Origin of the sequence: Mesorhizobium sp. BE184 (genome assembly GCF_031457045.1) — a bacterium.
Classification (GTDB): domain Bacteria; phylum Pseudomonadota; class Alphaproteobacteria; order Rhizobiales; family Rhizobiaceae; genus Mesorhizobium.
In genome coordinates this window covers 815,188-842,006 of sequence record NZ_JAVDVU010000002.1, presented here as the reverse complement: position 1 = coordinate 842,006, position 26,819 = coordinate 815,188, and the positions used below count along the sequence as shown (strand labels likewise).

22 protein-coding genes and 1 tRNA gene are annotated in these 26,819 nt (G+C 60.5%); 10 read left to right on the top strand and 13 right to left on the bottom strand.

What is annotated here, in order from left to right; genetic code table 11:
• Positions 1–3: 3 nt before the first annotated feature.
• Positions 4–1,713, top strand: coding sequence for a metallophosphoesterase (locus J2X35_RS12135; protein ID WP_310185673.1), 1,710 nt, complete (start codon positions 4–6; stop codon positions 1,711–1,713).
• Here the strand turns inward: J2X35_RS12135 and J2X35_RS12130 are convergent.
• From J2X35_RS12130 to J2X35_RS12080, 11 genes are all read right to left on the bottom strand, one after another.
• Positions 1,617–2,690, bottom strand: a complete 1,074-nt coding sequence (locus J2X35_RS12130) for a substrate-binding domain-containing protein (protein WP_310185670.1) — start codon at positions 2,688–2,690, stop codon at positions 1,617–1,619. The two genes, J2X35_RS12135 and J2X35_RS12130, sit on opposite strands and share 97 nt — an antisense overlap.
• A gap of 248 nt (positions 2,691–2,938) precedes the next feature.
• Positions 2,939–4,522, bottom strand: coding sequence for a cysteine--tRNA ligase (cysS, locus tag J2X35_RS12125; protein WP_310185668.1), 1,584 nt, complete (start codon positions 4,520–4,522; stop codon positions 2,939–2,941).
• A complete protein-coding gene (locus J2X35_RS12120) occupies positions 4,512–5,609 on the bottom strand; it encodes an enoyl-CoA hydratase/isomerase family protein (RefSeq protein WP_310185665.1) in 1,098 nt (365 codons plus the stop codon). Before J2X35_RS12120 ends, cysS begins: the two co-directional genes overlap by 11 nt.
• Positions 5,610–5,635: 26 nt before the next feature.
• Complete coding sequence (locus tag J2X35_RS12115) at positions 5,636–6,646, bottom strand: 3-oxoacyl-[acyl-carrier-protein] synthase III C-terminal domain-containing protein (protein ID WP_310185663.1); 1,011 nt, start codon at positions 6,644–6,646, stop codon at positions 5,636–5,638.
• A gap of 11 nt (positions 6,647–6,657) precedes the next feature.
• Positions 6,658–7,647, bottom strand: coding sequence for a 3-oxoacyl-[acyl-carrier-protein] synthase III C-terminal domain-containing protein (locus tag J2X35_RS12110; protein WP_056113358.1), 990 nt, complete (start codon positions 7,645–7,647; stop codon positions 6,658–6,660).
• 45 nt (positions 7,648–7,692) lie between these two features.
• Complete coding sequence (locus J2X35_RS12105) at positions 7,693–9,402, bottom strand: cobalamin-dependent protein (RefSeq protein WP_056113366.1); 1,710 nt, start codon at positions 9,400–9,402, stop codon at positions 7,693–7,695.
• Between the two features lie 25 nt (positions 9,403–9,427).
• Complete coding sequence (locus J2X35_RS12100; RefSeq protein WP_056113369.1) at positions 9,428–9,706, bottom strand: acyl carrier protein; 279 nt, start codon at positions 9,704–9,706, stop codon at positions 9,428–9,430.
• 399 nt (positions 9,707–10,105) lie between these two features.
• On the bottom strand, positions 10,106–11,254 hold the full coding sequence (locus J2X35_RS12095) for an acyl-CoA dehydrogenase family protein (protein WP_056113372.1): 1,149 nt from the start codon (positions 11,252–11,254) through the stop codon (positions 10,106–10,108).
• Between the two features lie 55 nt (positions 11,255–11,309).
• Positions 11,310–12,593 carry a TRAP transporter large permease gene (locus J2X35_RS12090; RefSeq protein ID WP_310185658.1) on the bottom strand — a complete coding sequence of 428 codons (1,284 nt, stop codon included), beginning with the start codon at positions 12,591–12,593 and terminating at the stop codon, positions 11,310–11,312.
• Positions 12,594–12,710: 117 nt separating this feature from the next.
• Positions 12,711–13,223 carry a TRAP transporter small permease gene (locus tag J2X35_RS12085; RefSeq protein WP_056113379.1) on the bottom strand — a complete coding sequence of 171 codons (513 nt, stop codon included), beginning with the start codon at positions 13,221–13,223 and terminating at the stop codon, positions 12,711–12,713.
• Between the two features lie 59 nt (positions 13,224–13,282).
• Entirely contained in the window at positions 13,283–14,275 is a 993-nt protein-coding gene (locus J2X35_RS12080) for a TRAP transporter substrate-binding protein (protein ID WP_056116269.1), read from the bottom strand.
• A gap of 458 nt (positions 14,276–14,733) precedes the next feature.
• Here J2X35_RS12080 and J2X35_RS12075 point away from each other — a divergent pair, with 458 nt between their 5' ends.
• The 8 genes from J2X35_RS12075 (at position 14,734) to J2X35_RS12040 (ending at position 24,528) form a co-directional block, all read left to right on the top strand.
• The gene (locus J2X35_RS12075; protein ID WP_310185652.1) at positions 14,734–15,663 is read left to right on the top strand and encodes a LysR family transcriptional regulator; all 930 of its coding nucleotides are present in this window, start codon (positions 14,734–14,736) and stop codon (positions 15,661–15,663) included.
• Positions 15,664–15,880: 217 nt separating this feature from the next.
• A complete protein-coding gene (ilvD, locus tag J2X35_RS12070) occupies positions 15,881–17,554 on the top strand; it encodes a dihydroxy-acid dehydratase (RefSeq protein WP_310185648.1) in 1,674 nt (557 codons plus the stop codon).
• Between the two features lie 224 nt (positions 17,555–17,778).
• Positions 17,779–18,801, top strand: a complete 1,023-nt coding sequence (dctP, locus tag J2X35_RS12065) for a TRAP transporter substrate-binding protein DctP (RefSeq protein ID WP_056113389.1) — start codon at positions 17,779–17,781, stop codon at positions 18,799–18,801.
• Positions 18,802–18,890: 89 nt separating this feature from the next.
• Entirely contained in the window at positions 18,891–19,502 is a 612-nt protein-coding gene (locus tag J2X35_RS12060) for a TRAP transporter small permease (protein ID WP_082542485.1), read from the top strand.
• A complete protein-coding gene (locus tag J2X35_RS12055; protein ID WP_200946422.1) occupies positions 19,499–20,785 on the top strand; it encodes a TRAP transporter large permease in 1,287 nt (428 codons plus the stop codon). Before J2X35_RS12060 ends, J2X35_RS12055 begins: the two co-directional genes overlap by 4 nt.
• Before the next feature lie 47 nt (positions 20,786–20,832).
• On the top strand, positions 20,833–21,519 hold the full coding sequence (locus J2X35_RS12050) for a YggS family pyridoxal phosphate-dependent enzyme (protein WP_056113396.1): 687 nt from the start codon (positions 20,833–20,835) through the stop codon (positions 21,517–21,519).
• A 13-nt stretch (positions 21,520–21,532) separates the two neighbouring features.
• Positions 21,533–22,882 carry a hypothetical protein gene (locus tag J2X35_RS12045; protein ID WP_310185642.1) on the top strand — a complete coding sequence of 450 codons (1,350 nt, stop codon included), beginning with the start codon at positions 21,533–21,535 and terminating at the stop codon, positions 22,880–22,882.
• A gap of 59 nt (positions 22,883–22,941) precedes the next feature.
• Positions 22,942–24,528 (top strand): amino acid adenylation domain-containing protein, encoded by a 1,587-nt coding sequence (locus J2X35_RS12040; protein ID WP_310185639.1) that lies wholly within the window; start codon positions 22,942–22,944, stop codon positions 24,526–24,528.
• Positions 24,529–24,636: 108 nt separating this feature from the next.
• Here J2X35_RS12040 and J2X35_RS12035 read toward each other — a convergent pair.
• Both J2X35_RS12035 and J2X35_RS12030 read right to left on the bottom strand, forming a co-directional pair.
• Positions 24,637–24,711: transfer RNA gene (locus J2X35_RS12035), tRNA-Cys, on the bottom strand.
• Between the two features lie 142 nt (positions 24,712–24,853).
• On the bottom strand, positions 24,854–25,321 hold the full coding sequence (locus J2X35_RS12030; RefSeq protein ID WP_056113402.1) for an Lrp/AsnC family transcriptional regulator: 468 nt from the start codon (positions 25,319–25,321) through the stop codon (positions 24,854–24,856).
• Between the two features lie 179 nt (positions 25,322–25,500).
• Here J2X35_RS12030 and J2X35_RS12025 point away from each other — a divergent pair, with 179 nt between their 5' ends.
• Positions 25,501–26,775 carry a 3-methyl-2-oxobutanoate dehydrogenase (2-methylpropanoyl-transferring) subunit alpha gene (locus tag J2X35_RS12025; RefSeq protein WP_056113406.1) on the top strand — a complete coding sequence of 425 codons (1,275 nt, stop codon included), beginning with the start codon at positions 25,501–25,503 and terminating at the stop codon, positions 26,773–26,775.
• Positions 26,776–26,819 lie beyond the last annotated feature (44 nt).

Below are 26,819 nucleotides of genomic sequence, written 5' to 3'. Positions count from 1 at the left end.
CGCATGGCCCGGCAAGAAATCGCTGTCATCGCCGATCCGCATTTCCATGACGTGACCTACCGGCCGGGCGGCGGAGGCGGCACCGCGTTTCGTTCCCTCGCCAATACGGTCGAATCGACCCGCGTCTTCAACGAAAGCTTCCAGGCGCTGCCGGCACTGCTCGACGACATCGTCCGCCGCGGCATCGAGATCGTCATCGTCGTCGGCGATTTGTCCGATGACGGGCAGCGGTCCACCATGACGCGTGCCTGCGCTCTGCTCGAACGCTACAACAGCGCGCACGGGTTGCGGTTTTTCGCGACGCCGGGCAACCATGATCTGTACGCCATGCATGGCCGCCATCAGAGCAAATTCTTCCTCGATGGGGATGGAACGCAAACGCTGGTCACCAGCGACCCGGCTGTTGCCGCCGCCTGCGCCGGGGATTGCATCCTGACCGACGAGATCTATTGCGGCGGCTACCCGCAATCGCTCGGATTGATGGCGTCGTTCGGGTTCTTCAAGCGGCCTGAGTTTCTGCACTGGGAATGCCCTTTCGGGCAGGACGACAGCCTTTCGGCGCGGCAATTCGAAATCCGCTCTCAGGACGGATCGGTCGTCACGCCCATGACTGACGCTTCCTATCTGGTGGAACCGGTCGAAGGGCTGTGGGTCCTGTCCATCGATGCCAATGTCTTCGAACCGAGAAACGGCGCAACGGATCTGACGGCCGAGAAAAGCTACTTCGACAGCACCGATGCCGGCTGGAATTCGATGCTGCGCAACAAGCGCTTCATCCTCGACTGGATGGCCGATGTGGCCAGACGCGCCCGAGAGCAGAACAAGCGCCTGCTCGCCTTCTCCCACTACCCGATGCTGGATACGCTGAACGGCACCGCCCCAGCGGAAGCGGAACTGCTGACCAAAACCGGCTTCAGCCGTCGCACGCCTTCGGCGGGGGTGGCGCGAGCCGCCGCCGCCACCGCCATCGGCGTGCATTTCAGCGGCCATCTGCACCTTAACGACACGGCCGTGGCCAAAGTCGGCGACGACATCATCGTCAACATCGCGGTGCCCTCCACCGTCAGCTTTCCACCGGCGTACAAGATCGTTTCGTTCGAAGACGCCAGCCTGAACGTCGAGACCGTGCTGGTCGATACCGTGCCGGGTTTCGATGCGACCTTCGACGCCTACGCCGGGGAGGTCGCACATGACGGGCGTGCGTTTGGCGATGTTCTTGCCGCCCGCGACCATATGGATTTCCTCGACAAGGTACTGCGCCAGACCGTGCTTTCCCGCTACGTGCCGCGCGAGTGGCCGAAGGACATGGCTGCGCTCGTTCCCAAGCTGCACGAAAGCGACCTCGTGCGTCTGGCGGGCGAAGCGCCGGTGCCGGCTGCCGAGTTCCGGCAGGCTTCAGGGAACAAGCGCAACGGCGACTTGTCCTTCCTCGACATCGTCGTGGACTGGTACAGGCTGCGCCATGGGCGCAGCCTCGCCTTCCATCTGATCGGCGCCAAGCGTCTGCAAAAATATCGCGATCTGGCGGATTTGTTTGCTGCGGCGGCGTGGCCCGAAGGCAGCGCGCAGTCCTGGCTGATGACCTTCTTCTCGGTCATGACCGCTTACATGGATGCTCAGCCGTCGGACCGCTTCTCGGTCGATCTCACGCGCGGCGAAATCACCGGGGCGCTGCCCGGGCGGACCGTCTTGCGCCAGACCGGGACGGCCTGAAATTTCGCCGTCGGTTCGCTGACGATGCCTTTCTCGGATTCGTCGAGCAATGTGGCGATGTGATCGGCCATCTGCTCGATGGGCTGGCGGAAGGTGGTAAGCGCATAGGAACCCCATGCCGCTTGCTCGATATCGTCGAAGCCGACGACGCAAAGCTCGTCGGGTATGGGAATGCCGAACTCTTTCCGGGCAGCGTCCATGAAGCCGCAGGCGAGCAGATCGGTTACGCAGAATGCCGCATCCGGACGTTCCGATCCGGCCAGAATCTGCCGGCCGGCTTCATAGCCGCTTTCGTAGCCGGTCGGGCCGGTTCGTATCACCCGCACCGACAGGTCGTGTTCCGCGGCCGCCTGCTCGAAGGCCTTCTCGCGTGTCGTGATGCTCGGCGTCCCGGCGCTGGAAGACACGACAGCCATGTTCCGGCATCCAGCCCGGCGAAGCATGTGGAAGGCTTCGCGGCAGGCGGTGACATTATCGACATAGATGTTTTCCGAACCGCTGTGACGGTCGTCGCGGTTGATGAGGATCACGTGCTGGCCACTGCGGACGCAGGTTTCGATCAAGGACGCGGGCGGCGCGCCTGAAAGGACCAGCGTGGCGTCCGCCCTGTAGTTCAGGGTCTGCCGCAAGGCCGCCTCGACGGAGTTCGTTTCGCCCGACGTGTTGATCACCATCGCGACGCGGTTGGTGCTCTGAAGCCGCCGTGTGATCGCATCCAGGATCTTGGACGGATAGGGAAGATTGAGGTCCGCGCCGATGATGCAGACGATGCCGCTGCTGTCGTGGATCAGGCTTCGGGCGAGATGGTTGACATGATAGCCGAGCTGTTCGGCCGCCTCCATGACCTTTCGCCGCGTGCCGTCGGAGACGCTCGCGCCATTGGTGAAAGTCCGCGAAACCGCCGATCGCGAGACGCCGGCCAGGGCAGCCACCTGCTGTGCCGTCACGAAGGAGCGTGTGGTCTTCACGTCGGGCATTGCCGGGTTTCCCAAGCGGTTCGCTGCTGATTCCAGCCATTGTAGGATCGCAGCCCGTTGGTTGACCAGAAGCCATTATTGTTCAAGCCAAATCGTGGCCTGCCTGGTCAGGCGACAGAAATGACGACGAGCGGCCGCATCTGCTCGAGCACGGCAGGCCGGTCCGAACTGGAAGCTACTTGCGGCGTGTCCCCGAACAGCCGGTCTGGCCGAAGGTTCCCGTGCTCGACTCATCTGTTGGATCGAAGCTAGGCGCTGAGTTCCCAGGTGGTGATGCGCTCGCCGGTCACCGAATCCTTGCCATCCTTGAGGCGGACCTGGCGGCTTTGAAGCTCCTCGCGGATGCGGTCGGCTTCCGCCCAGTTCTTGTCCCGGATGAACGCCAGCCGGCGTTCTATGGCGCGGTCGATCTCGCCGGTGTCTGCGCCCGCCAGCATGGCCATCAAGGTGCGGAGCGTGTCGGGAACCGATCCGCCGTGGCAGGCTGCGATCTCGATCAAGGCTTCCTGCTGGCCGAGGTTCGCCAGTTTCTGTAGCGGCGTCGGCAGGACGCCGAAGAAGGCCATGGCGGCGGCAAGCGCGTTGGAGTCGCTGTCTTCCGCTAGCCTGTGGATGGCAAGACTTGCCGCCGGGCTGTTCAGATCGTCCATCAGCGCGGCTACGACTTCTGGGGACGGCTCCCGCCAAAGCGAGGCGACGGACGCGGCGCCGATCTGCTCGCGCCATTTGTGCAGAATGTTCTCGGCCTCCTCCAGCTTGCGTATGCTGAAATCGATCGGCTCGCGATAGTGCGTCATCAGCATGGCCAGCCGCAGGACCTCGCCCGACCACGAGCGGCCGGCGAATGTGTCGGTCGAAAGCAATTCGCGGATGGTAACGAAATTGCCTTCACTCTTCGCCATCTTGCGACCCTCGACCTGGAGGAAGCCGTTGTGCAGCCACACGCTCGCCATCCTGGTCGTGCCGAAGCCGCAGCAGGACTGCGCCAGTTCGTTCTCATGGTGCGGGAAGGTCAGGTCGATCCCGCCGCCATGAATGTCGAACTGATGCGGATTGGCGAGGCCAGCGGCCGACAGCGCTGGTTTCGCTTCCTCCCACAGCCAGCGGTCCGCCATGGCTGAGCATTCTATATGCCATCCGGGACGGCCTCGCCCCCATGGGCTTTCCCAGCCCGGGTCTTCCGGCGAAGACGGCTTCCACAGAACGAAATCCATGGGATTGTGCTTGTAGGGCGCCACCTCGACGCGCGCGCCGGCGATCATGTCGTCCAGGGAGCGGCGTGCGAGCCTGCCGTATTCGGACGCGCCGTCGGCATCTTTCCAACTCGTCACGGCGAACAGCACATGGCCGTCGGCGGCATAGGCGTGACCGTTGGCAATGAGCCGCGCGGTGAGATCGATCATATCCTGGATATGCGATGTGGCGCGGGGTTCGATGTCTGGCGCCAGGCAGCCCAGTTCAGCGACGTCCAGATGAAACTGCCTTGCGGTCTTTTCCGTCACCGCGCGGATCGCCTCGTTCAGGGGAACGCCTGGATAGTCGCGGGCGGCCCGCGCATTGATCTTGTCATCGACGTCGGTGATGTTGCGGACATAGGTGACGCGCGCCTTGCCACCATGCGCTTCCCAGTGGTTGTGCGCCGCCAGATGCTTAAGAAGACGGTAGAGCAGGTCGAAGACGATGACCGGCCGTGCATTGCCGATATGGGCGTAGTCGTAGACCGTCGGTCCGCACACATACATGCGTATGTTGGAAGGGTCCAAGGGTGCGAAGTCTTCCTTCGCCCGCGCGCCGCTGTTGTGGAAACGCAATGTCTGGCCGCTATCCGGCATGGCCAATCCTCACTTTGATCGGTTCGCTCCACCCGGTCCCGGAACCCGGAGGGATGAAATCGAAATCGCCACTTTCCGGCGGCGCGAACATCCCGTCCACCACCTTGCTCGGAACGTCCTCGACGCTGCCATATTTCCAGCGCGGTTCGCGATCTCTGTCGATCAGAGCCGCGCGCACCCCTTCAAGGAAATCGCCGTGCTCCATGCAGCCGCAAACGAGCCGGTATTCGGTGCGCAGCGCCCCGGCAAGGTCTGGCGTCAGACGTCCCTGCTGGATCGCGCGCAACGTCATCGCAAGCGACAGCGGCGATCCCCGGTTCATCCGCCGCAGGCTGGCCCGATGCCATTCGTCGTCATCCCTCGCCGACAGCGCCTCGACGATTTCCGCCAGCGTCGCCAATCCGAAAACCGCGTCGATATCCTCCCGGCGGTCCAGCAAACCGCCAGCGTGTTCGGGTCGCCCTGCGAAGGTGAAGACAAGGTCCGGCTCGCCGCTTGCCGCGATTGCAGCCGAAAGCTCCGGCAGTTTTTCCGCAACCACGTAAACCGAGGCAAAGCCAGCATCGATCGCGTCGGCGGCGTTGAGCTTGACGCCAGTCAGGGCCGCATATTCGCCAATGTGCCCGGGCGCGCGCGACAATATATGGGTCGCGCCGGAATCGGGAACGAAGCCCACAGAACATTCCGGCACCGAAATGGCGGTGTTTTCGGTCGCCACCGTGTGGCTGGCGTGCGCGGATATGCCGATGCCGCCTCCCATCGTCATGCCGTCCATCAGCGTGACGACAGGCTTGGAATAGGTGGCGATCAAAGCGTCCAGCGCGTACTCCGTGCGGCAATGACGGCGCGCGGCTTCGATGTCCCCTGCCTTCACCGGATCGTAGAGCTCGGCGATATCGCCGCCGGCACAGAATGAGCGGCCTCCCGCTGCATCGATAATCACGATGCGAACGGCCGGGTCATCGACCCACGCCAGCAGTGCCTGCTCCATCAGCGTCACCATTTGCAGCGTCAGGGCGTTCAAAGCCCTGGGACGGTTGAGCGTGATACGCCCGGCGCGACCGTCAATGCGGATGATGACATCCATCTCGGTGTGTTCCAGCCTGAAACGACTCAGTGATGGACAAGCGCGGCCGACCAGGCGAAGCCGGCGCCGTTGGAAACCACCATGACCCTGTCGCCCTTGCGGATGAGGTTCTGCTCGACCGCCTCGGCGTAGTTGATGACCATGTCGCTTTCCTGGACATGGCCGCGCTTGGCCAGCGCCTTGGTGTAGACCTTGTCCGGCGTCAGCTTGAACCGCCGCATGAAGTAGGCCTGATCCCAGGTCGAAAAGGTCGGATAGACGTAATAATCGACGTCGTCGAAATCGAGTTTCAGCCTTTTGAGGAGCTTCTCCATCACCTTCCGGAACATGACGAAGTTGATCGGAATGACCCCCTCGTTGAACTTGTCCATCTTGCAGTACATGTGCAGGAGTTCCTCAGAGACCGCTTCGTCGGAGGTCCGGTTCTGCAGTCCCGGCACATACCAGACATCGTGCAGCCGACCGATCGAGATTGTCTCGACACCCAGAATCCTGGCCCGCTCGGAATTGCGGCGCAGCACGATGGCGCTGCCGCCGTCGCTGGCCACGGTGATCGGATAGTATGTCTTGTTGCGATCCGGCGTTCGGTCGCCGGCGAACAAAAGCGCCGTGTTGAAACGGTCGTCGCACTGCATCATCGCGACAACGGTCTTGAGCGCCAGATGGTAGCTGGCGCAGCCACCCGTATTGACGGCCGTCGCAAAGGCGTTCTTCAACCCCAACCTTTCCTGCACCAGCCCGGCCGCCGACCATGTCGGCCCGACATAATCTTCGGGAATACTGGTGAAATCGACGATCAGGTCGATCTCTTCGGCTTTGACATGCGCCTTGTCCAGCGCGCGTTGCGCGGCCTTCAGTCCAAGTTCCGAGGGCAGTTCATCGGTCACGTGCACTTCCTCGACGCCGACGTCGCGCTGGAAGTCGATGTTCTTGGATAGCGTGCCGAAGGGCACGTTTTCGTCGCGGAACACGTCCACGACCTTCTTTTTCTTTTCCGGAAGATAGAACGCTTCCGCCAGGATGCCGATCATATCCATGCAACTCTCCGTCAAAGCCGCAGCAATGTCGCAGCGGTGGTAAATCCCATGCCGTGCGAGGCCAGCATCACCAGGTCGCCGGCGCGGGCGCCGTTCAGTTGGGCGCTGAGATAGTTCATCACCAGATCGTTTGAATGAAGGTGTCCGCAGCTTGACAGGTTCTGCCGCGCGAGATGGTCCTGCGATCCCATGTGGTCGAGAAAGGCGTCGATATCGTCGCCGGAGATGTTCGGTGTGATAAAATGGCCGATATCGCGCTCTCCCAGCGCATGCTTGTCGAGCAAGGCGGAGGTCAGCCTCTTGAGTCCGCCGACGCGGTCGAAGGCGTCGTACTTGGCGCGGTCCAGCATCAGCCTGTACAGGTCCAGCCGCGCCGGATGGGCGATGCCGCCGCCCGGTATGTTGATGACGTCGTGCAGACTGCCCTCGGTGGAGACCATCGTATCGATGATGGCGCTTCCCGGCGCGCCGCGCTGGACGATGAGCGCGCTGGCTCCGTCACCTATCGCGGTCACCGGGTTCGTCCTGTCGATCAGGCGGTTGCCGGGGATGGCGCAGTCGCTGGCAACCAGCAGGATTGTCCGGACTTCCTCGTCGGTGCGGATCAGCGACGTGGCGAATTTGAGGGCGACATGCAAATTGGAGCAGCCGCCGCCGCTATAACCGAGCGTGAACGCCTTCTTGGCTCCCAGTTCCGCCTGCAACTCATTGCTCATCGACCATGCCGGCTCGACATATTTCTGCGGCATCACCGAGAAGTCGATGATGGCGTCGAGGTCGAGCGGCGACAGCGATCCCTTGCCGAGCGCATCCTTCGAGACCTCGACGGCCATGTCGGTCGGGCTCTCGCCCTCGAAGACGTGGACCTGCTCGACGCCGAGACGGGAAGCGGCCTCCTCGCTGAAAGGTACGCCCTCCTCCTCGAATATCTCGCGCAGGGTTTTGGTCCTCGGCGGCAGCAGGGTAGCCGCGGCCAAGATGCCGATAGGCTGGTCGTTCATCGGGAACCTCCTGGAAATGTGCCTGCGGCCAGTGTGGCCGTCGATCTAGTGAAGGCAGCTCTGGATGACGTCTTTCGGCACCGCATGGTCGTCGTACCAGCGCCCCTCTAGCGGCTTCTTCACCAGCACGACGTCCGCTGCGTAAGAGAGGATGTCGTTGTTGTGGTCCAGAAGCTCCCGCCGCAGCGATGCCGGCAGGGCGCCGTCCTTCGCATAGGCGCGGTCGATCGATCCGGTCAGGTAGCGCAGATGATCGATGCGCGAATTGACGATCTTGATGCTCTTCTTGGTGACGCGCCCGAAATCGGCCTTGTAATTGGCCAGCGTCTGCATCGCTTCGTACATGGAAGGCAGGAATTCGTCGCGCGCCATCCACTTGGTCTCGTAGTTCATGGCGTCTTTCCACATCGGCTTCAGCAGCGACTCCCGATGTGATTGCAGGTCGCGATGGAAGACCTTGTAGCCGTGTTTCTCGGGCTCCTCGAACCATTGGCAGCCGGGATCCAGGAACGGGATCATGCCGAAGATGGTTGGTATGACCTTGTCGTCGGGAAAGCGCTCCATCAGCCTGGCTGAGTATTCCACGGTCTCCATGACGGAAGCGTGGGTCTGCTGCGGCATCCCGATAGTGTACCAGAGGTAGAAGCCCTTGATGCCGATATCGAGCGCTTCCTGTATCCAGTCCTCCATCTCGGGATTGGTATAGGTTCCGCGGCCGGTCAGCCGGCTGATCTCCACGTCGTGCGACTGCGGCGACAGATTGATGTAGATGTCGGTGTTCGGCGCAGCGTTCACCATTTCCCTCAACAGCGACGGTTTGGTCAGCCGGAACTGCTCGAACGAAACGGATTTCACCACGCCGCTTTCATCGACCGCCTTGAGATAGTCGATCAGGCGCGGGCCGGACTCCGAATAGGCCTGCAGCGTGTAGACGCTGAGCGGCGATTCCGTCTTGGGGAAGGTGGTTATCTCGCGTGCAAGCTGTTCGGAACGGCGGTGGAAGACCGTCTTCTTCGATACGTTCATCATGCGCTGGTAGGCCCAGCGCGATCCGGAACACCAGCCGCAGCTCTGCTGGCAGCCGGTGTTGGGCAGAACCATGAGATTGGGGAGGTTCAACAGGCTCTGCGTTTTGGGGAACATCTTCGACCAGTCGATGGCGACGTCGTTGAGGATGTCCGGCGTGTAGGCATGGCCATTGTCGACGATGAACTCGTCGTCCTTGTAAATCATGTTGGGCACGTCGAACTTGCCCCGCTGACCCTTCTTGATGTCGCTGACGAGCTGGCAGAGTGGCTCCAGCGTGTCGTAGCCCCTGATGACGCCGTCAATCTGGGGATACTGCATCATTTCCTTGGCGTAGTAGGTGGAAACGATGCCGCCGAATACGACGAACGAATCCGGATGATGCTTTTTCAGCACGCCCGCAACCTCGACGGAACCCTGGCAATGGGGAAGCCAGTGCAGATCGATGCCGAAGATCGGCGCGTCGAGATGCCCGATGAGCTTGTCCACGTCCAGCGTCGGATGCTTCAGCATCAGCGAGGCGAGATTGACGATCTCGACATGCAGCCCGCGCTCGGCCAGGTAACTTTTGATCGAGAGAAATCCGAGCGGATACATTTCGAATATGGGCGTCACATTGCTGCTCTCCTGGCTGGAGTACCAGCCGAGCGCCATGTCGTCCCTGTTCCTGAAATCGAAGATCGCCGGCGCGTGAACGAGAATCAGGTCGGCTTTGACCGTGCTCTTCATCGACAGTTCCTTTAAGGGAAGGGATTTAAGCGGCGGCTCTTCCGAGCTTCGCCAGGCAGAAATCGGTCAGCGTTTTCAGCGACCGGTAGTTCTTCGCCGAAATCTCTTCTTCGTCGATCTCGACGCCGAATTCCTTTTCCATGAACTCGGTGATTTCAGCGATTCCCAGCGAATCCAGGATGCCTGTGTCGAGAAGGTTTTCTTCGGGGTCGATTGTGCCCGAGACGCTGACGCTGGAGTTCTCGACCAGATAGTCGTTCAGGGATTTCTGCAGCTGGGCTGCATTCGGCACAGTGTTGCTCACAACAATCTCCTCCTCGTTTGTGCAATTGTGGAAAACAAGCAGTCCCTTTGAGGGTCCTCGGCATCTGTGCTGCTGTCATAGGCCCGCCGGCGCGACAGACAGTTCCGAACGACGCAAATCCACGCTCCTTCCGCAGGCTTCAGGCTTGAAGCGCACGAAGATTAAACTTGTCGAGCCCGTGGATTTTTAGGTCTGCTTTGACACCAGATTGCAAAAACAAAAACTACATGTCAAGCGGGAACCAAGAATAAAATGCTATATTTTTGAGATTCGCCGATAAATTCATAAAATATACAAGTAACTATATTATGCCTATTTTTATATCAAGCAACAATACTTACTGACGCCGGCAAGACCTTCGCCGGCATCTCGTTTTCCAGAAGGAAAGAGGCCTCGGGATCAGAGGCCGAGAAAGCGTGCCGCTATGCTACGCTGGATATCGGACGTGCCGGAATAGAGCAGACTGCCGGCGGAATCGCGATAGTCCCGTTCGATCTCATAATCCGACATGAAGCCGTAGCCGCCATGGATGATCAACGTGTTCTGACAGGACGCCACCCAGGATTCGCTCAGGTAGAGTTTTGCCAGCGCCGCTTCCATGGCGCAGCTGCCCTTCACCTTTTTGAGGTAGGCGACCTTGTAAAGCAGCAGCTTCGACGTCTCCAGCCGCAGCTTCATGTCGACAATCCGGTTGGCAACCGACTGAAATTTGCCGATCGGCTTCCTGAACTGCTCGCGCTTGTTGGCGTGAGCGATGCAGGTTTCGATCTGGTACTCCATCGCGCCGACCAGATTGGCCAGGATCGCGCTGCGTTCCCACTCCATGGAATAGTTGAAAATCCTGCCGCCCTGGCCTTCTTTGCCGATCCGGGCAGTCACCGGGACGACGCAATCCTCAAGCGTCAGTTCCGCCATCGGCGATGTCCTGAGGCCCATCTTTCTCTTGTTGGGGCTGACGATCAGGCCGGGCGTATCGCGGTCCACCAGAAAACCGGTGATGCCGAGCGATCCGGCGCTGGCGTCGACTGTCGCGAAGATAACGAACACGTCCGCCACCGGCCCATTGGTGCAGAACACCTTGGCGCCATTGAGGACATAATTGTCTCCCTGGCGGACGGCCGAGGTCGAAAGGCTCATGACGTCGGAGCCGGCGTTCGGTTCGGTGATGCCATGGGCGCCGATCAGATCGCCGGCGATCAATCCGCGCAGATATTTTTCCTTCTGCTCGTCTGTACCGAATTTGGATATCGGCATCTGCACAGTCCACATCTGGCCATTGATGCTGAACAGCAAGCCGTTGTCCCGGCAGCCGTAGCCGAGGGCCTCCATGGCCAGAACGGTGGTGACGATGTCCTTTTCAGAGCCGCCATATTCCTTGGCGAAGGGAAGTCCCTGGACGCCGAACTGCGCGCACTTCTTCCACAGATCGCGTGACAGCTCACTGTCGGCGTCACGCTGCTTCAGCGTGCTGTCGGCCAGTTCCGCAAGGGCGAAATCCCGCACCTGCTGTTTAAAGTTCTCCTGCTCCTCGGTGAATGCGAAGTCCATTTCAACTCCTATTCGCAGATCAACTTTCTCGTCCCCCGGCCTGTCCTCCTGCCGGTCAATATCCCAGCGCTTGCGGCAGAGCCGTCGATAGGGCCGGAATGAAGGTAAGCAGCATCAGCACGATCAGATGCCCGATCAGGAACGGCGTCAGTTCCTTGGTGAGATCGGACATGCTGACCTTGGTGGCCATGGAAACCACGAAGAGCAGGCTTCCGACGGGCGGCGAAATCATGCCGAGTGTCAGATTGTAGATGACGATCATGGCGAACTGGATCGGGTCGACGCCGAGCGCGGTGGCGATCGGTGCCAGGATCGGCACCAGGATCAGCACGCCGGGCAGCGGCTCGAGAAAGATTCCGAACAGCAGCAAAAGCACATTGACTGCCAGCAGGAAGCCGATCGGGCCCAGGTTCCAGGAGACGATCGCCTGTGCGACGTCCTGCGGAAGACCTTCGATCGTCAGGATCCAGGCGAAGGCTTGCGACGTTGCCAGCACCAGCAGCACCGACGCCGTCATCATCGCCGAGCGGGCGAGGATGCTGGGCAAATCCGCGATCTTGAGCGTCCGGTAGAAGAACATGCCGCAAATGAGCGCATAGAACACGGCGATGACGGAGGCTTCCGTCGGCGTGAAGACGCCGGAGCGTATGCCAACGATGATGATGACCAGCAGCATCAGCGCCGGAATGGCGCGCCATGTATTGAGAACCATCGTCCGCCAGTCGGGGCGCGGTTCGGTCGAACGGTAGCCACGCTTGCGGCAGATGTACCAGTTGGCGGCCGCCATCGCCAAGGCGATGATGATTCCGGGAATGAAGCCGGCGATAAAAAGCTCGATCACCGAGACGCCGTCATACTGCAGCGCATAGATGATCATGGTGATCGAGGGCGGAATGATCGGACCGATGATGGCGGTCGATGCCGTCAGCGCAGCGGCATAGGAGCGTTTGTAGCCGGCCTTGTCCATCATCTGGATCATCATGGCGCCTGGTCCGGCGGCATCGGCGAGCGCCGAACCCGAAATGCCGGAGAATAGCGTCAGCGAAAGAATATTCGCATAGCCCATGCCGCCGCGCAGATGACCTAGGAACTGCATTGCAAAGCGCAGCAGGACGATCGTCAGCGCGCCGCCGGTCATCAGCTCGGCGGCAAGGATAAAGAACGGCACGGCCAGCAGCGGGAACGAGTCCATGCCGGTGAACATCTCTTTGAGCACGACGATCTGCGGAAACTGGCCACCCACGGCTACTGCGAGCCAAGCGGCGATTCCGAGTGCGAATGCGACCGGCATTCCCAGGGCCAGCAGCAGAACAATTGATATGACGAGTGTGGCGATCACGACTGTGTAGACCCTCTGTAGCCGGGCGGACGCGCCGGACTTCCCCTGTTTTTTTTTGAATTCCGGAATCCGGCTCTTTGGCCGGTGCCGTGTCTTGAACCCGGCGGGAGCGTGGATCTAGATCGATGCCGCGGCTTCCGCATCCATCTCGTCGCTCTCGGCAAACCGGTATTCGAGCACGTAGGAGCGCATAATGAGCAGCAAATGGATGATAAGCAGCCCGAACCCGATCGGGAATGCCGCATAGGCATAGTCGAACGAGAAGCCCATGGCGGGCATGGTCTGGTAACTCATCATGTCCATGTAGACTAAGCTCTGCCAGATCATGACGACGAAGAAAGCGAGCAGGAGCAGGCAGAGGAAGATGCGCAAAAGCCGCGCCAGCGGCTTGCTGAGCATGAAATGAATGTTGTCGATGGCCACGTGCCCACCGAAGCGAAGCACCAGCCCCGCTCCCAGAAAGGTCATCCAGATCATCAGATAGCGGGCCAGTTCCTCGGCCCAGACGATGGAATCGTTTGTCAGGTAACGCAGAGTTACGTTGGCGAAGACGATCACGCTCATCGCCGCGAGGATCAGGATAAGCGCCCAACGGTTGATGGCGACGAAGATTTCTTCCGCTTTTGCCATTTTTCCCTCCAAAAAAATGCGGAAGCGCCGGTTAAGACGCTTCCGCCAGTTGGGGCACGTTATTTCGCGGCGATGATGCTGTCGATTAGATCCTTGCCGTACTTCTCATAGTACTGGTCGTAGGCGGATTTGAGGGCCTTCTGGAAGCCTTCCTTCTGTTCCGCCGACAGTTCGTTGACCTGCATGCCGGCGGTCTTGAGCGTCTCGACGCCGGTCTTTTCGACATTGTCCACATAGGCGCGCATGGCGTCGCGGCCCTTCGCGGCGCCGTCGCGGAAGATTTTCTTCTCGTCGTCGCTCAGGCCGTCATAGAACTTCTTGGACATCAGGATCATGGCCGGCGAATAGACGTGGCCGGTCAGCGTCAGATATTTCTGCACCTCGTTCAGCTTGGCCGAAACGATCACCGACAGCGGGTTTTCCTGGCCATCGATCGTGCCCTGCTGGAGCGCGCCGATCACTTCCGGCCATGCCATCGGGGTGGGAGCCGCACCAAGCGTCTTGAATGCCGTGATGTGGACCGGATTTTCCATGGTGCGCAGCTTCAGGCCGGCGAGATCTTCAGGCTTGGTGATCGGGTGCTTGTTGTTGGTGATGTGGCGGAAACCCTGCTCACCCCAGGCCAGCGCCACCATGCCGCGCGCATCGAACTTTCCGAGCACGTCCTGGCCGATCTTGCCGTCGAGGACGCTGCGGGCATGCTGCAGGTCGCGGAACAGGAACGGAATATCCGTCGCGCCGACCTCCGGCACGAAATTGCTGAGGGTGCCGGTAGAGACAATGGTCGCCTCGACGGTGCCGAGGGGCAGACCTTCGACCACTTCGCGCTCGCCGCCCAGACCGGAGGACGGGAACATGCGGAACTTGTATTTGCCGTTGGTCTCTTTTTCCACATAATCGGCCCACGCCTTGGCGCCTGCGCCGTAGTGGGAATTTTCGGCGAGTGCATAGCCGAGCTTGACTTCGGTCTGCTGCGCCATGGCGACCGTACCGAGGCCGCAGACGCCGGCCACGATCGCGGCCGCCAGGAATGGAACTTTCAGAATTTTCATCATACTCCCCTTTGGAATGTTGCCGGCAATTTCTGGGAAGAAGCCTTCCAGATGCTCCCAGCCGTCTGCAGGACAGGCGCGGACGGCTTCGGCCGTTCCGGCTGATCCAGGCGGATCGCGACCGCGCACAAGTACGGCCTTTGCGCGTCGGCTGTTTTTTTCGTGCGAGGCGATTCCTGCGCTCCATCCGGCAGATCAGAACCGTAGCCGCGGTGGTGCAGTGAGAACTCACATGCACCATTACCTCCCGCAGCCCGGAAAAATGCTGCAACAATGGACAGCCCGGCGGCTGGATGGCCACCCAAGCGACGAAAAAACATCTATGCATTTCCTCCCATTTAAGCGAAAGCATCCTTTAGTAGGAGTTTCACTTGAAATCTTGCATAGACTTTTTTCGCAGTATTGGGAAATATCTCTTTTAGACCCAAATAGGTTGCGCGCTGAATTAGAGGCCACCGATGAACCTGAGGCAGCTTCGTTTTTTCGTTACCGTCGCAGAGGAATTGCATTTCGGTCGGGCCGCTGAGCGGCTGAGTATGACCCAACCACCGCTGAGCCAGGCCATACTGGCTCTCGAACAGGAACTGGGGGTGACGCTTTTCAAGCGCACCAAAAGACATGTCGAGCTTACCCCCGTGGGGGAGCACTGGCTCGTTCATGTGCGCAAGATACTGGACGATGCCGAGACGCTGCCGGTTCTTGCCCGGCAACTGGCCCGCGGCGAGATAGGAACCTTCAAGCTCGGGTTCGTATCCACGGCGGACTATAGTGTGCTTCCCGATCTGGTCGGCAATTATGGCGCCGCCTACCCGGACGTGAAGGTCACGTTGCGGGAAATGACCAGCGATCTCCAGATCGAGGCGCTTCTTCAGGGCGATATGGATGCCGGCCTGATCATACCCGTCCACGCCACCCTGCATTCATCCCTGGCCTACCTGCCCCTCCTGCGCGAACCGCTTGTCGCAGCCATTCCGGAGGCCTGGCTGAACGAAGGACGCATCAATTGCGCCGATGGCAGATTGCGGCTTTCGGAACTCGTCGATACGCCGCTGGTCATCTTCCCGCGCCGCAGCGCGCCGGCGTTCCACGACATCATCACAAGCTATTTCGCCACCAATGGCATTCGGCCCAATATCGGCCAGGAAGCCATCCAGATGCAGACGATCGTCAGTCTGGTATCGAGGAGCATGGGGATAGCGCTGGTGCCGGAATCGCTGCGCCGGCTAGGGCGCAGCGGCACCTGCTATATCCCTCTGGAAGGCAACCCGCCGATGATCGAAACCGGTCTTGTCTGGCGCAGCGACGACCCATCTCCCACAGTCAAGCGTTTCGTCAATATTGCCCGGCAGCAGGGGATCGAGCCGCAAAAGATGGTTGGGGCTGCCTGACGCTCGCCCGTCTGCCACGCGAACGGCTTGGCCGGGTTTTGGAAGGCGGGCAGGATCGTCTTTTCAGATGTATGGATGAAAACGAAAATTCTTTCGTTGTTTCGGCATTCGTAATACGCAAATCAACTCAAAATAATATGACAAATAGATTTCAGAAATAACCGAGCGGCATGTAGTGTTCTCCCACATGAGACTTGAGCCCTAGGGAGGGGACGGAGTGGCGTACGACAAGCGTTCTAGGAATATTATTGAAGGAGTGGAACGTTCGCCCAACCGGGCGATGTTTTACGCGCTTGGCTACACCAAGGAAGACTTCGACAAACCGATGATCGGCGTGGCCAATGGCCATTCGACGATTACGCCCTGCAATGGCGGGCTTCAGGTTCTGGCCGACGCGGCCTGTGCCTCGATCAAGGAAGCGGGCGCCAATCCGCAGGTTTTCGGCGTGCCGACCATCTCTGATGGCATGTCGATGGGCACCGAGGGAATGAAGTATTCCCTCGTCTCCCGCGAGGTCATTGCCGATTGCATCGAGATGACCGTCCAGGGTCAATGGATGGACGGCGTTCTGGTCATCGGCGGCTGCGACAAGAACAAGCCCGGCGGCATGATCGGCATTGCCAGGGCCAATGTGCCGGCGGTCTACGTCTATGGCGGAACCATCAAGCCGGGCAATTGGAAGGGGCAGGATCTGTCTGTCATTTCCTCGTTCGAGGCGGTTGGCGCCATTAAGGCCGGCCGCATGAGCCAGGAGGATTTCGACGGGATCGAGCGCAACGCATGTCCTACCACTGGCGCCTGCGGCGGCATGTACACCGCCAACACGATGAGCTCCTCCTTCGAGGCGCTCGGCATGGCGCTGTTTTATTCCTCGACGATGGCCAATATCGACGAGGAAAAGCGTGAATCGGCAGCAGAATCAGGTCGTGTCCTCGTCGAGGCGGTAAAAAAGGGCCTGCGCCCGCGCGATATCATCACCCGCAAGAGTGTCGAAAACGCCATCGCCCTGGTCATGGCGACGGGTGGCTCGACCAACGCGGTGCTTCACTATCTGGCTATCTGCCACGCCGCGCAGGTGGAGTGGACGCTCGATGATTTCGAGCGCGTCCGGCGCAGGGTCCCGGTTATTTGCGACCTTAAGCCTTCGGGCAAGCATATGGCGGTCGACCTGCATCGCGCCGGCGGCATTCCGCAGGTTCTGAAGATCCTGCTGAACGCCGGCCTGCTGCACGGCGACTGCATGACCGTTACCGGCAAGACCATCGCCGAGGAACTGGCGAATGTGCCGGACGAGCCGCCCGCTGGCCAGGACGTAATCCGGTCGATCAAGGATGCGCTTTATCCCCAGGGCCATCTGGCCATCCTGCGCGGAAATCTGGCCACCGACGGCGCCGTGGCCAAGATAACCGGCCTGAAATCGACGTCCATAACCGGCCCGGCCCGCGTCTTCAACGATGAGCAGTCGGCGATGGATGCGATCCTGTCCGACAGGATTCAGCCGGGCGACATCCTGGTGCTTCGTTATCTCGGGCCGAAAGGCGGTCCAGGCATGCCCGAAATGCTTGCCCCGACATCGGCGATCATCGGGCGGGGACTGGGCGACAAGGTTGGCCTCATCACCGACGGACGATTTTCCGGCGGCTCCTGGGGGATGCTGGTCGGCCATGTCACCCCGGAAGCTTACGAAGGCGGCCTTATCGCGCTGGTTGAAGAAGGCGACAAGATCACGATCAGCGCGGAAAAGGCGCTGCTGCAACTCGATGTCGACGAGGCGGAAATCGAGCGCCGGCGCAAGAACTGGCGGCAGCCGAAACCACGCTATGTAACGGGCGTGCTTTCGAAGTTCGCCCAGCTTGCGCGCCCGGCGAACGAGGGAGCGGTGACGGGCTGACGAGACAGCCAAAGACAACAAGGCGCGGGCAAAAGTATTCGCGCTACCAGGGCAGATGACATCGCAGGTTTGAAGAACGCGGTAACCGATTGGTGCCAGCGCTGGGAGGAGTCATGCGCAATATCGAGTCTGGAATATCTGCCACTCTATCAAATGTTTTCCGCATCTGCCGGCGTCACGCATATCGGCCAGGTCTCCTGGGCGCGAGCGTTCTCACGCTGGGAATGGCCCTGGGCGGTATGCCGGCCAAGGCGGCGACCTTCACGATGACGATTGCCCATCTCTATCCGGACGATCTCACCAACAACGAGACGGCGCCTTCGCTCAAACATTTCGAACAACTGGTCGAAAGCGCCACCAATGGCGATATCGACGTGCAAATCTTCGGCAACGGCGCCCTTGGCGGCGAGGTCGAGGTGGCGCAGCAGGCCCAGGCTGGCGTCACCGTCCAGTCGATCATGCTTGGCTCCGGAACACAGGCCTCGATCTTCAGAAATTACGAGATGATCACGGCGCCGTTCCTGTTCCCCGACTACCAGACGGCTTGGGCGTTTTTCGACTCGCCCTGGTTCGCGGACTTCATGAAGCCGATGGTCAAGGAAAGCGGTCTTCGCTACCTCGGCACGCTCGATGACGGCGGCGGATTCGTAGCCTTCGCCAACAACAAGCGGCTGATAAAGACGGTCAAGGACATTGAGGGCCTGAAGATCCGCGTCGAGGAAAACCAGGCGCATATGGCCATCGTCAAGGCCCTCGGCGGAACGCCGATTTCCCTGCCGTGGGGCGAAGTCCAGACCGGGCTGGCGACAGGCCTCATCGACGGCCATTTCCACGCACCCGGCGTCAACGATATTTTCCGGCTTTACGATGTCACCGACTACACGACGTGGACAGGCCACATCTACAACACGATCACCTGGAGCGTGAGTGAAGCCTGGTTCTCCAAGCTTCCTGAAAACTACAAGGAGATCGTCATTCGCTCCGCCAGGGAGTCGGTGAAGATGGCGCACGGCATCTCCGCTCAGATTTCCGTCGTCGGCTGGGTCAATTCCTGCAAGAAGTTCAAGGAATGCTACCTCCTGCCCGACAGCGAGAAGCAGAAGATGCGCGAAGTCTCGCAGTCCTACTATCGCGACTGGCTGGTCGAGGAGTTCGGTCCGCAAGCTTCCCGGTTCGACGATATCCGCACGGAAGTCGATCGCATCAAGGCTTCCCTCGATGAGGCCGACAAGCGCTACCTGAACTGAACAGCGATCACGGCGGTGGGCCCGCCCGCGTGCCGCCGGCGACGATCCCGCACAGCCAAATCGAACAACCGTAAGCTGGGAAGATCACGATGAGCGCTACCCTGCGACTAAGTAGAATAAGCGACGTGGCGAACCAGATATGTATCGCCATCTGTGCGTTGCTGCTTGTTGCCATGATGCTGGTTTCGACCCTCGGCATCCTGCTCGACCTGCTGCGCATGACACTGCGGTATGTCGGCATGGAAGCCGCACTCCAGTCGGGCGCTTTCGACTGGCTCTACTCCAACACCCGGCCTTCCTTCGTCAGGCTGTTCCTGCCCTGGTTCGGCATGCTCAGCATCACCGTCGCTTTCAAGTTCGGCGAACACATAGCCATCTCCGTGTTGGCCAACAGCATGCCGCGCTGGGCTTTGACGACCACGCGCTGGATCAACTACATTTCCGTCGGCCTCTTCGGGCTGGCGCTGCTCTGGTACGGTTACACCTTCTTCCTGCACGCCACGCACATCTTCGTCGTTTCCGACACGCTGCAGATTTCCAATCAATGGATGGCGGCATCGGTTCCCATTACCGGTCTGATCATTTGCATACATCTTCTGGATGGGCTGGCGCTCGTCGAGGAGCGCAATCCAATGCCCTTTGTCGAAGATGAGCCGGCGCATGATCCGCCCGCCGCCAACATACTGGAGGGCGTGTCGTGAGCGCCGCCGCCGGAGCCTTCATTCTCCTCATGCTGATCGGCGTGCCATTGGGGCTCGTCATGACCGCGGCCGGCCTCGTCGGCGCCTACACGATCGGCGGCACGGGCTTCCTCGGCATCATCGCCGACCGGTTCTACGCCGGTGTCTCGGGCTATGTGCTGATCGCCGTGCCGTATTTCATCATCACCGCAGAGATCATGAACCGCGCCGGCCTGACCGATCGCCTGATCGCCTTCGCCGGCAGTCTGTTCGGCCGTGTCCCTGGCGCGCTGTCCCACGTCAACGTCACCACCTGCCTGCTGTTTTCCGGTCTCACCGGCGCCGCCGTCACCGAGACGGTCGCGATCGGCAAGACCCTGATCCCGTCAATGCGGCGCGAAGGCTACAGCGCCGCCTACTGCGCCGCCGTTACCGCCTGCGCATCCATCGTCGGGCCGATCATCCCGCCCAGCATCATTATGGTCGCCTATGCGGCCTCGCTGCGTGACGTGTCCATCCTTGGCCTCTTCGCAGCCGGCATCGTACCGGGCCTGATGATGGGTTTCGGCATGCTGATCGTCAGCGGCATTATCTCATGGCGCCGGGGCTATGCCAGCCACCAGAAAGTCAGGCTGTCCACGGTCCTGCAGACGGGGGCCAGCGCCATTGCCGCCATGGGCATTCCCGTCGTCATTCTCGGTGGCATCCTTTCAGGTCTCACCACGGTGACCGAGGCAGCCGTTCTGGCAGCCGTTTATGCGCTGGTGCTTGGCACGCTGGCCTATCGCAGGCTGACCTGGCAGGACCTTTGGGAATCGGTCGTCGCCACGGTCAGTTTCAGCGGCGTGGTGTTCTTCTTGCTCGGCGCATCGAACGTGCTTGGCTGGTATATCACCCGGTCGGGAATAGCGCTGTATTCCGCCGAGACCATCGCCTCGGTCAGCGACAATCCGGTCATCCAGATACTTGCCGTCGATGCTCTGCTCATCATCATCGGCATGTTCATCGATGTCCTACCGGCGATCATCATTGCCGTGCCCGTTCTGGCGCCGGCATTGGTGGAACTGGGCTTTCACCCGCTCCATGCCGGCATGGTGATGCTGCTTGCGCTCAACCTCGGCAATATCACCCCGCCGGTCGGGCTGACGCTGATGACGGCGGCGCGCATCGCCAACGTTCCCTATGAGAGCGCGATCCGCGAGGCGCTGCCTTTCATGGCGGCGCACGTCGTCATCATCCTTCTCGCCTCGATTTATCCGGCCATCAGCCTGCTCCTTCCGAGCCTTCTCGGTGTCGCGGGATAGGCATGGCGCTTTCACAACAACGACAACAGGCACAGGACGGAAGCATCATGGGAGAAACGCTGCAACGGCTTCAGGCCGTACGCGACAAGGTCGCCGCCGCTGAGCGCGCACGCGGCGGGCAGGCGGCAGCCGTCACACTGGTCGCGGTCAGCAAGACGTTCGAGGCTGAGGACATCCGTCCGGTCATCGAAGCCGGCTGCCGGGTCTTTGCGGAAAACAAGGTTCAGGAGGCCGCGGGAAAATGGCCGGCGCTGAAGAACGAGTTCCCGGGCATCGAATTGCGGCTGATCGGTCCGTTGCAGTCCAACAAAGCCAAGGATGCGGTCGCCGTCTTCGACGTCATCGAATCCGTCGATCGCGACAAGATCGCCGCGGAACTGGCTCGGGAAATGAAAAGTCAGGGCAAGTCGCCGCGCTTCTACGTCCAGGTCAACACCGGGTCAGAACCGCAGAAGGCAGGCATCGAACCCGAAGACGCTGTCGCCTTTGTCGACCGCTGCAAGAATGTTCACGGCATGCAGATCGAGGGGCTGATGTGCATCCCGCCTGCCGGCGAGGACCCCGGTCCGCATTTCGACATGCTGGCGCGGCTGGCGCGCGAGGCCGGCCTGCAAAAACTGTCGATGGGCATGTCCGGCGACTACCAGGCGGCAATCGCTCATGGATCGACGAGCGTCCGGGTCGGGTCGGCGATCTTCGGCAGCCGCACCTACCCCGTAACCGAAAAAATCTGATGGGATTACACGGATGAATATACGCCAACGTCTGAACTACACGGTTACGCATAGCTATGACGGTCTCGACATTTCCGAGAAGGAGAGGACGAGGTTGCTCGACATAGCCAGTTGGAATGGCGCTGTGCCGACCTTCACCCGCCGGGGCCGCGGCGCCTGGGAAGGGCTGCACGAAACCGTTGCGCTGAAAGAAGACCCGACGGTCACATTCCATGCAGCGAAGCTCAAGGGTGTCGGCCTCTGGAACCCTGTCCTGCCCGGCGATGCCGCCTATTCCAACAAGCTCGCCGACGGCTCGGGCGACGATCCGGTGCCGCCATTGACCGATCTTCTCGAATATCTGGTTACCTATCCGCATTTCGGCGTCTCGAACACCGGCGAGTATCAATATGCCTACAGTTCGCCGAGCCCGATCGGCGGCATCGTGCACAGCCGCGCCCATCGCGAATACTGGGCGGCGGAACGCCTGATCGCCCATAACGTGCCGTCCATCGCGCCGCTTGCCGTCATCCAGTACGACAAGTCGCTCGAATTCCAGGGTGAGCCGATGGGGGCCGTGATCACCCTGTCGCCCGGCCTTGCCCCCTACCGCATTTCGGAAGTGCTGTTCGGCGCCGGCGTGGCGCGCGGGTCCGACCCGAAATTCGACGTTCATTACGACGAGATGCGCGCCTGCCTCGGCATCGAAGGCGATCCCGACGACGAGCGGGTGCGCCTCGCCGTCATCTGCGCTCTCGCCCGCGAAGCCGGCAAACTACTGCACGATTTCTCGCTGGCCGAGATGTTCCGCTATTCCGGCGACTGGGGCAATTTCGTCTATTCGACCGAAAGCAGGCGGCTGTTCCTGATCGATCTCGATTCCGTCCAGGACATCAATGTCCTGCCTGAACCGGTGCGACCGCTGCAGGCTTGGCGTGACATCGTCAGCTCCGTCTACCGGATGGTGGCGAAGATCGGCTACCCGACGGCCCTGGATAAATACACGCTCAACAATTTGCTCGAGTTCGATCCGATCACGGCGCTGCTGCAGGGCTATTTCGTCGAAGTTCCCGAAGCCGAGCTGCGGGCGATCTCCAAAAAGATGTGGGGCTATTTCATCCCGCATCTCTTCTTGCTGAAGAAACACCAGAACGCGATCCTGAACGAATGGTCCGGCGATGTCCGCAAGAGTTACAAGATGGACCATGACCTGTTCTACATTCTGGCGCTGACGCTGCTGCAGCCGCTGTTCGAGCGCTCGGCGGTCGGCCGTAAATATCCGAGCCCGATCACGCAAAAGGACATGTGGGGCAAGGCGGAACGCTTCCTCGGCCGGCGTTATGAATATTTCGCCTATCTGATGGGCGAATCCCGGCACGGCTGAGTTAATTGCCGGCCCTCCCGCGACGGGGGCCGGAAACCTCCTGGGGGAGCGGGTCGGCGATGAGCGGCATCATACCTTCGATACTGGAGGCGGCAACCGCCCGGGCGGGCGATAGGATTGCCGTCACATTCGAAGACCGGGCGATCTCCTACCGCGAACTGGACGGATTGGCGAACCGGATCGCGCACACGCTGCTGGCGGCCGGTACCCGGCATGGCGACAGGGTCGGCGTCTTTCTCGACAAGTCGATCGAATCCGTCGCCTGTCTCTTCGGCATTATGAAATGCGGTGCCGTCTGCGTGCCTCTCGACCCCACCGGACCGGCAGAGCGGATAGCCTATATCATCGCCGACTGCGCCATCCGCCGGCTCGTCACCAGTGTCGGCAAAAAGCGCAAGCTCGCCGAGATTCTGGCTCTTTCGCCGCCGCTCGGCACGATTGTGACGGTGGGCTCCGGTGCGCTTGACATCGATGCGGGCGATGCTGCCGTCGTACCCTGGGACACGGTGCTCGCCCAGAGCGAAACGGCTTTGCCGCAGACGGCCATCGATACCGATCTTGCCTACATCCTTTACACCTCAGGCTCCACCGGCAAGCCCAAGGGGGTGATGATCACTCATCGCAACGTGCTCTGTTTCGTCGACTGGGCCAGTGAGTATTTTGGTCTGACGCAAGACGATCGCGTCTCCTGTCATGCTCCGTTCCATTTCGACATCACGCTTTTCGACCTCTATGCCACGATGCGGCGGGGTGGCACGGTCTGCCTTGTTCCGCAGGAGATCAGTTTTCTCGGCGTCGATCTTCTGCGCTTCATCGTCGACAACCGGATTACCGTCTGGCAGTCGGTACCGTCCGTGCTGACGATCATCGCCAAGCAGATAACCGGGCCCGGCATTGACCTTGGCAGCTTGAGGACCATTTTCTTTTCCGGGGAAGTTTTTCTGCCCGAGGCACTGCGTGACTTGATGGCGAAGATACCGTCCGCCCGCTACGTCAACATCTACGGTTCGACTGAGATGAACGACGTCACCTGTTTCCCGGTCGATACGCCGCCGTTGGGGCCGGTATTGCCGATTGGCAAATCCTGTTCCCACATGAATGTCTTTGCCCTCGATGACGACGGCGCGCCCGTTACGAAGCCGGGTGCAGTCGGAGAACTCCATGCACGCGGCGGCACCTTGGCGGCCGGATACTGGGGCGACCCCGAGATGACGGCTGCCCGCTTTATCCAGAACCCGCTGCACGACCGCTTTCTTGATCTGGTGTATCGAAGCGGCGATCTGGTCGAACTGGATGCGGACGGCAACTACCTCTATGTCGGTCGCCGCGACGCGCAGGTGAAAATCCGCGGCTTCCGCATCAATCTGAACGAAGTCGAGGAGGCGCTTTCGCGCCATCCCGCTGTCGAACAGATTGCCGTCGTCGATCTGGAGGACGAGTCCCGGCAACGCTTTCTCAAGGCTTTCGTCGTTCCAGCCGCAGGCGCCGCGCTGGCCTATGGAGACCTGAAGAGGCATTGCCTCGACAAGCTGCCGAAATACATGGTGCCCGAGCAATTGGAGCTGTGCGCCTCGCTTCCGAAAACCTCCACCGGCAAGATCGACCGGCGTCAGTTGCGTCAGGCGGCTACCAGTGCAGAATCTTAGTAACACGCCAAGTAAAGCACCGGGAAATCAAGCTTTTCCCGAGGGGTTGCCTGATTCCTCGTACAAGAACAAAGATGTGAGAAGTCAGCGCCTATCAAAGAAGAAGAGTGGAGGCTTCGCCCGGATTCGAACCAGGGGTAAGAGGATTTGCAGTCCTCTGCGTAGCCACTCCGCCACGAAGCCGTATCACTTCTTTCCGATAGAGACTGGATACGTCAATGTGATGGGATGGTCAACACTTAGACTAAATAAAATGAATTCCTATCGGTTTATATACTATTTGATATATATCGGCCGCGAGGCCTCCTGTGTATCCGCCGGCCCTTCACAGCGGCGAAGGCGCATGCATATCCTTCAGGCTGCGAATGACGAAACTGGTGCGCGTGTTCTGGATGCCGCCAATCTTGTAGAGTTTGCGGAACAGAAAATCCTCCAGCCCTTCTGCCCCCTTGACCGCAACTTTGATGAAATAGTCGAATTCGCCAGTGGTCAGGGAAACATCCATGACCTCGGGGAGCGCCGCGACGAGCGTTCCGAACTTTCGAAGGACGTCTTCGTCGTGCCTGTTGAGCGTGACATCGATGAGCACGGTGTCGGTGTAGCCGAGCTGCTGGAAATCGACCAGGGTGGTGTAGCCCTTGATGTAGCCTTCCCGTTCGAGCCGGCGGACGCGCTGCCAGCAGGGGCTCGGCGTAAGGCCTACGCGCTGCGACAGGTCGTTCGTGGTTTGCCTGCCGTCGGCTATAAGCGCGTTCAGGATTTTCCGGTCGGTCGCGTCGATCGGCTTGCTCATTTGAAGTCCTCCACCGTCAAAAGAAACTATTGAGTTTTTGAACGAATAGCGGATTTTCTTTCAGCTGACTAAGACTTATGCAGACTTTTTCGAAAGCTTTTATCTCATAGTCCGGTAAAATAAACTGTGTCGCGGTTGCTTGGTCAAATGCGCGGCGGGAGACGGCCGGGAGACGTTTCATGGCACCTGCTTCAAAATCAACATCTGTCGGGCCTGAAGCCGGCGCAACATCAGCGCCGCTGCGTTTTCACGTCCCGGAACCAGAAGTCCGGCCCGGCGGCGCGCCGGATTTCTCCAGGGTCAAGATTCCGGAGGCCGGATCGGTCGAACGCCCGCCGGTCGATGCCGATCCGGAATCGATCCGCAAACTGGCCTTCTCCATCATCCGCGTCCTCGATCGCAAAGGCGAGGCCGTTGGCCCATGGGCCGGCTCGCTGACCGACGAGGAACTGGTTGAAGGCCTGCGGCACATGATGTTGCTGCGAACCTTCGACGCCCGCATGCAGATGGCGCAGCGGCAGGGCAAGACGTCCTTCTACATGCAGCATCTGGGCGAGGAGGCGGTCTCCTGCGCTTTCCGCAAGGCGCTTGCGCCGGGCGACATGAATTTCCCGACCTACCGACAGGCCGGCCTGCTCATTGCCGGCGGCTATCCGATGGTCACGATGATGAACCAGATCTATTCCAATGAGGCCGATCCGCTCAAAGGCCGGCAGCTGCCGGTGATGTATTCGGCCAAGGAGCACGGCTTCTTCACCGTATCCGGTAATCTCGCCACCCAGTTCGTCCAGGCGGTCGGCTGGGCCATGGCCTCGGCGATCAGCGGCGACACCCGCATCTCCGCCGCCTGGATTGGCGATGGCTCGACCGCCGAATCGGACTTCCATTCCGCGCTTGTTTTCGCCTCCACCTATAAGGCGCCTGTGGTGCTCAATGTCGTCAACAACCAGTGGGCGATCTCGACGTTCCAGGGCATTGCGCGCGGCGGTTCCGGAACCTTTGCCGCCCGCGGGCTCGGCTTCGGCATCCCGGCGCTGCGGGTTGATGGCAACGATTATCTGGCCGTCAACGCCGTGGCCAAATGGGCGACCGAGCGGGCACGCAGCAATCTCGGCCCAACGCTGGTCGAATATGTCACCTACCGCGCCGGCGCGCATTCCACCTCCGACGATCCCTCGGCCTACAGACCGAAAGCCGAGTCGGACGCCTGGCCGCTTGGCGATCCCGTCATCCGGTTGAAGAACCACCTCATCGTCAGGGGCATCTGGTCCGACGAGCGCCATACCCAGGCGGAGGCAGAGGTGCTGGACGAGGTCATCACCGCCCAGAAGGAGGCCGAAAAGCACGGCACGCTGCACGCTGGCGGCAAGCCGTCCGCCCGCGACATGTTCGAAGGGGTCTACGAAGACATGCCGCCGCATCTGAAACGCCAGCGCCAGCAGGCGGGAGTCTGATGCCGATGGTCCACGCCGTTCGCCGCTTCCTTGCTATCGGAGCC

What these genes read in the sequence shown, in the direction of transcription:
- J2X35_RS12085 (WP_056113379.1), bottom strand. Translation starts at nt 13,223, where the DNA reads ATGGCAAAAGCGGAAGAAATCTTCGTCGCCATCAACCGTTGGGCGCTT.
- J2X35_RS12110 (WP_056113358.1), bottom strand. Translation starts at nt 7,647, where the DNA reads ATGAACGACCAGCCTATCGGCATCTTGGCCGCGGCTACCCTGCTGCCG.
- J2X35_RS12135 (WP_310185673.1), top strand. Translation starts at nt 4, where the DNA reads ATGGCCCGGCAAGAAATCGCTGTCATCGCCGATCCGCATTTCCATGAC.
- cysS (WP_310185668.1), bottom strand. Translation starts at nt 4,522, where the DNA reads ATGCCGGATAGCGGCCAGACATTGCGTTTCCACAACAGCGGCGCGCGG.
- J2X35_RS12095 (WP_056113372.1), bottom strand. Translation starts at nt 11,254, where the DNA reads ATGGACTTCGCATTCACCGAGGAGCAGGAGAACTTTAAACAGCAGGTG.
- J2X35_RS12075 (WP_310185652.1), top strand. Translation starts at nt 14,734, where the DNA reads ATGAACCTGAGGCAGCTTCGTTTTTTCGTTACCGTCGCAGAGGAATTG.
- J2X35_RS12040 (WP_310185639.1), top strand. Translation starts at nt 22,942, where the DNA reads ATGAGCGGCATCATACCTTCGATACTGGAGGCGGCAACCGCCCGGGCG.
- J2X35_RS12050 (WP_056113396.1), top strand. Translation starts at nt 20,833, where the DNA reads ATGGGAGAAACGCTGCAACGGCTTCAGGCCGTACGCGACAAGGTCGCC.
- J2X35_RS12130 (WP_310185670.1), bottom strand. Translation starts at nt 2,690, where the DNA reads ATGCCCGACGTGAAGACCACACGCTCCTTCGTGACGGCACAGCAGGTG.
- J2X35_RS12045 (WP_310185642.1), top strand. Translation starts at nt 21,533, where the DNA reads ATGAATATACGCCAACGTCTGAACTACACGGTTACGCATAGCTATGAC.
- J2X35_RS12115 (WP_310185663.1), bottom strand. Translation starts at nt 6,646, where the DNA reads ATGGATATGATCGGCATCCTGGCGGAAGCGTTCTATCTTCCGGAAAAG.
- dctP (WP_056113389.1), top strand. Translation starts at nt 17,779, where the DNA reads ATGGCCCTGGGCGGTATGCCGGCCAAGGCGGCGACCTTCACGATGACG.
- J2X35_RS12080 (WP_056116269.1), bottom strand. Translation starts at nt 14,275, where the DNA reads ATGAAAATTCTGAAAGTTCCATTCCTGGCGGCCGCGATCGTGGCCGGC.
- J2X35_RS12030 (WP_056113402.1), bottom strand. Translation starts at nt 25,321, where the DNA reads ATGAGCAAGCCGATCGACGCGACCGACCGGAAAATCCTGAACGCGCTT.
- J2X35_RS12060 (WP_082542485.1), top strand. Translation starts at nt 18,891, where the DNA reads ATGAGCGCTACCCTGCGACTAAGTAGAATAAGCGACGTGGCGAACCAG.
- J2X35_RS12025 (WP_056113406.1), top strand. Translation starts at nt 25,501, where the DNA reads ATGGCACCTGCTTCAAAATCAACATCTGTCGGGCCTGAAGCCGGCGCA.
- J2X35_RS12105 (WP_056113366.1), bottom strand. Translation starts at nt 9,402, where the DNA reads ATGAAGAGCACGGTCAAAGCCGACCTGATTCTCGTTCACGCGCCGGCG.
- J2X35_RS12120 (WP_310185665.1), bottom strand. Translation starts at nt 5,609, where the DNA reads ATGGATGTCATCATCCGCATTGACGGTCGCGCCGGGCGTATCACGCTC.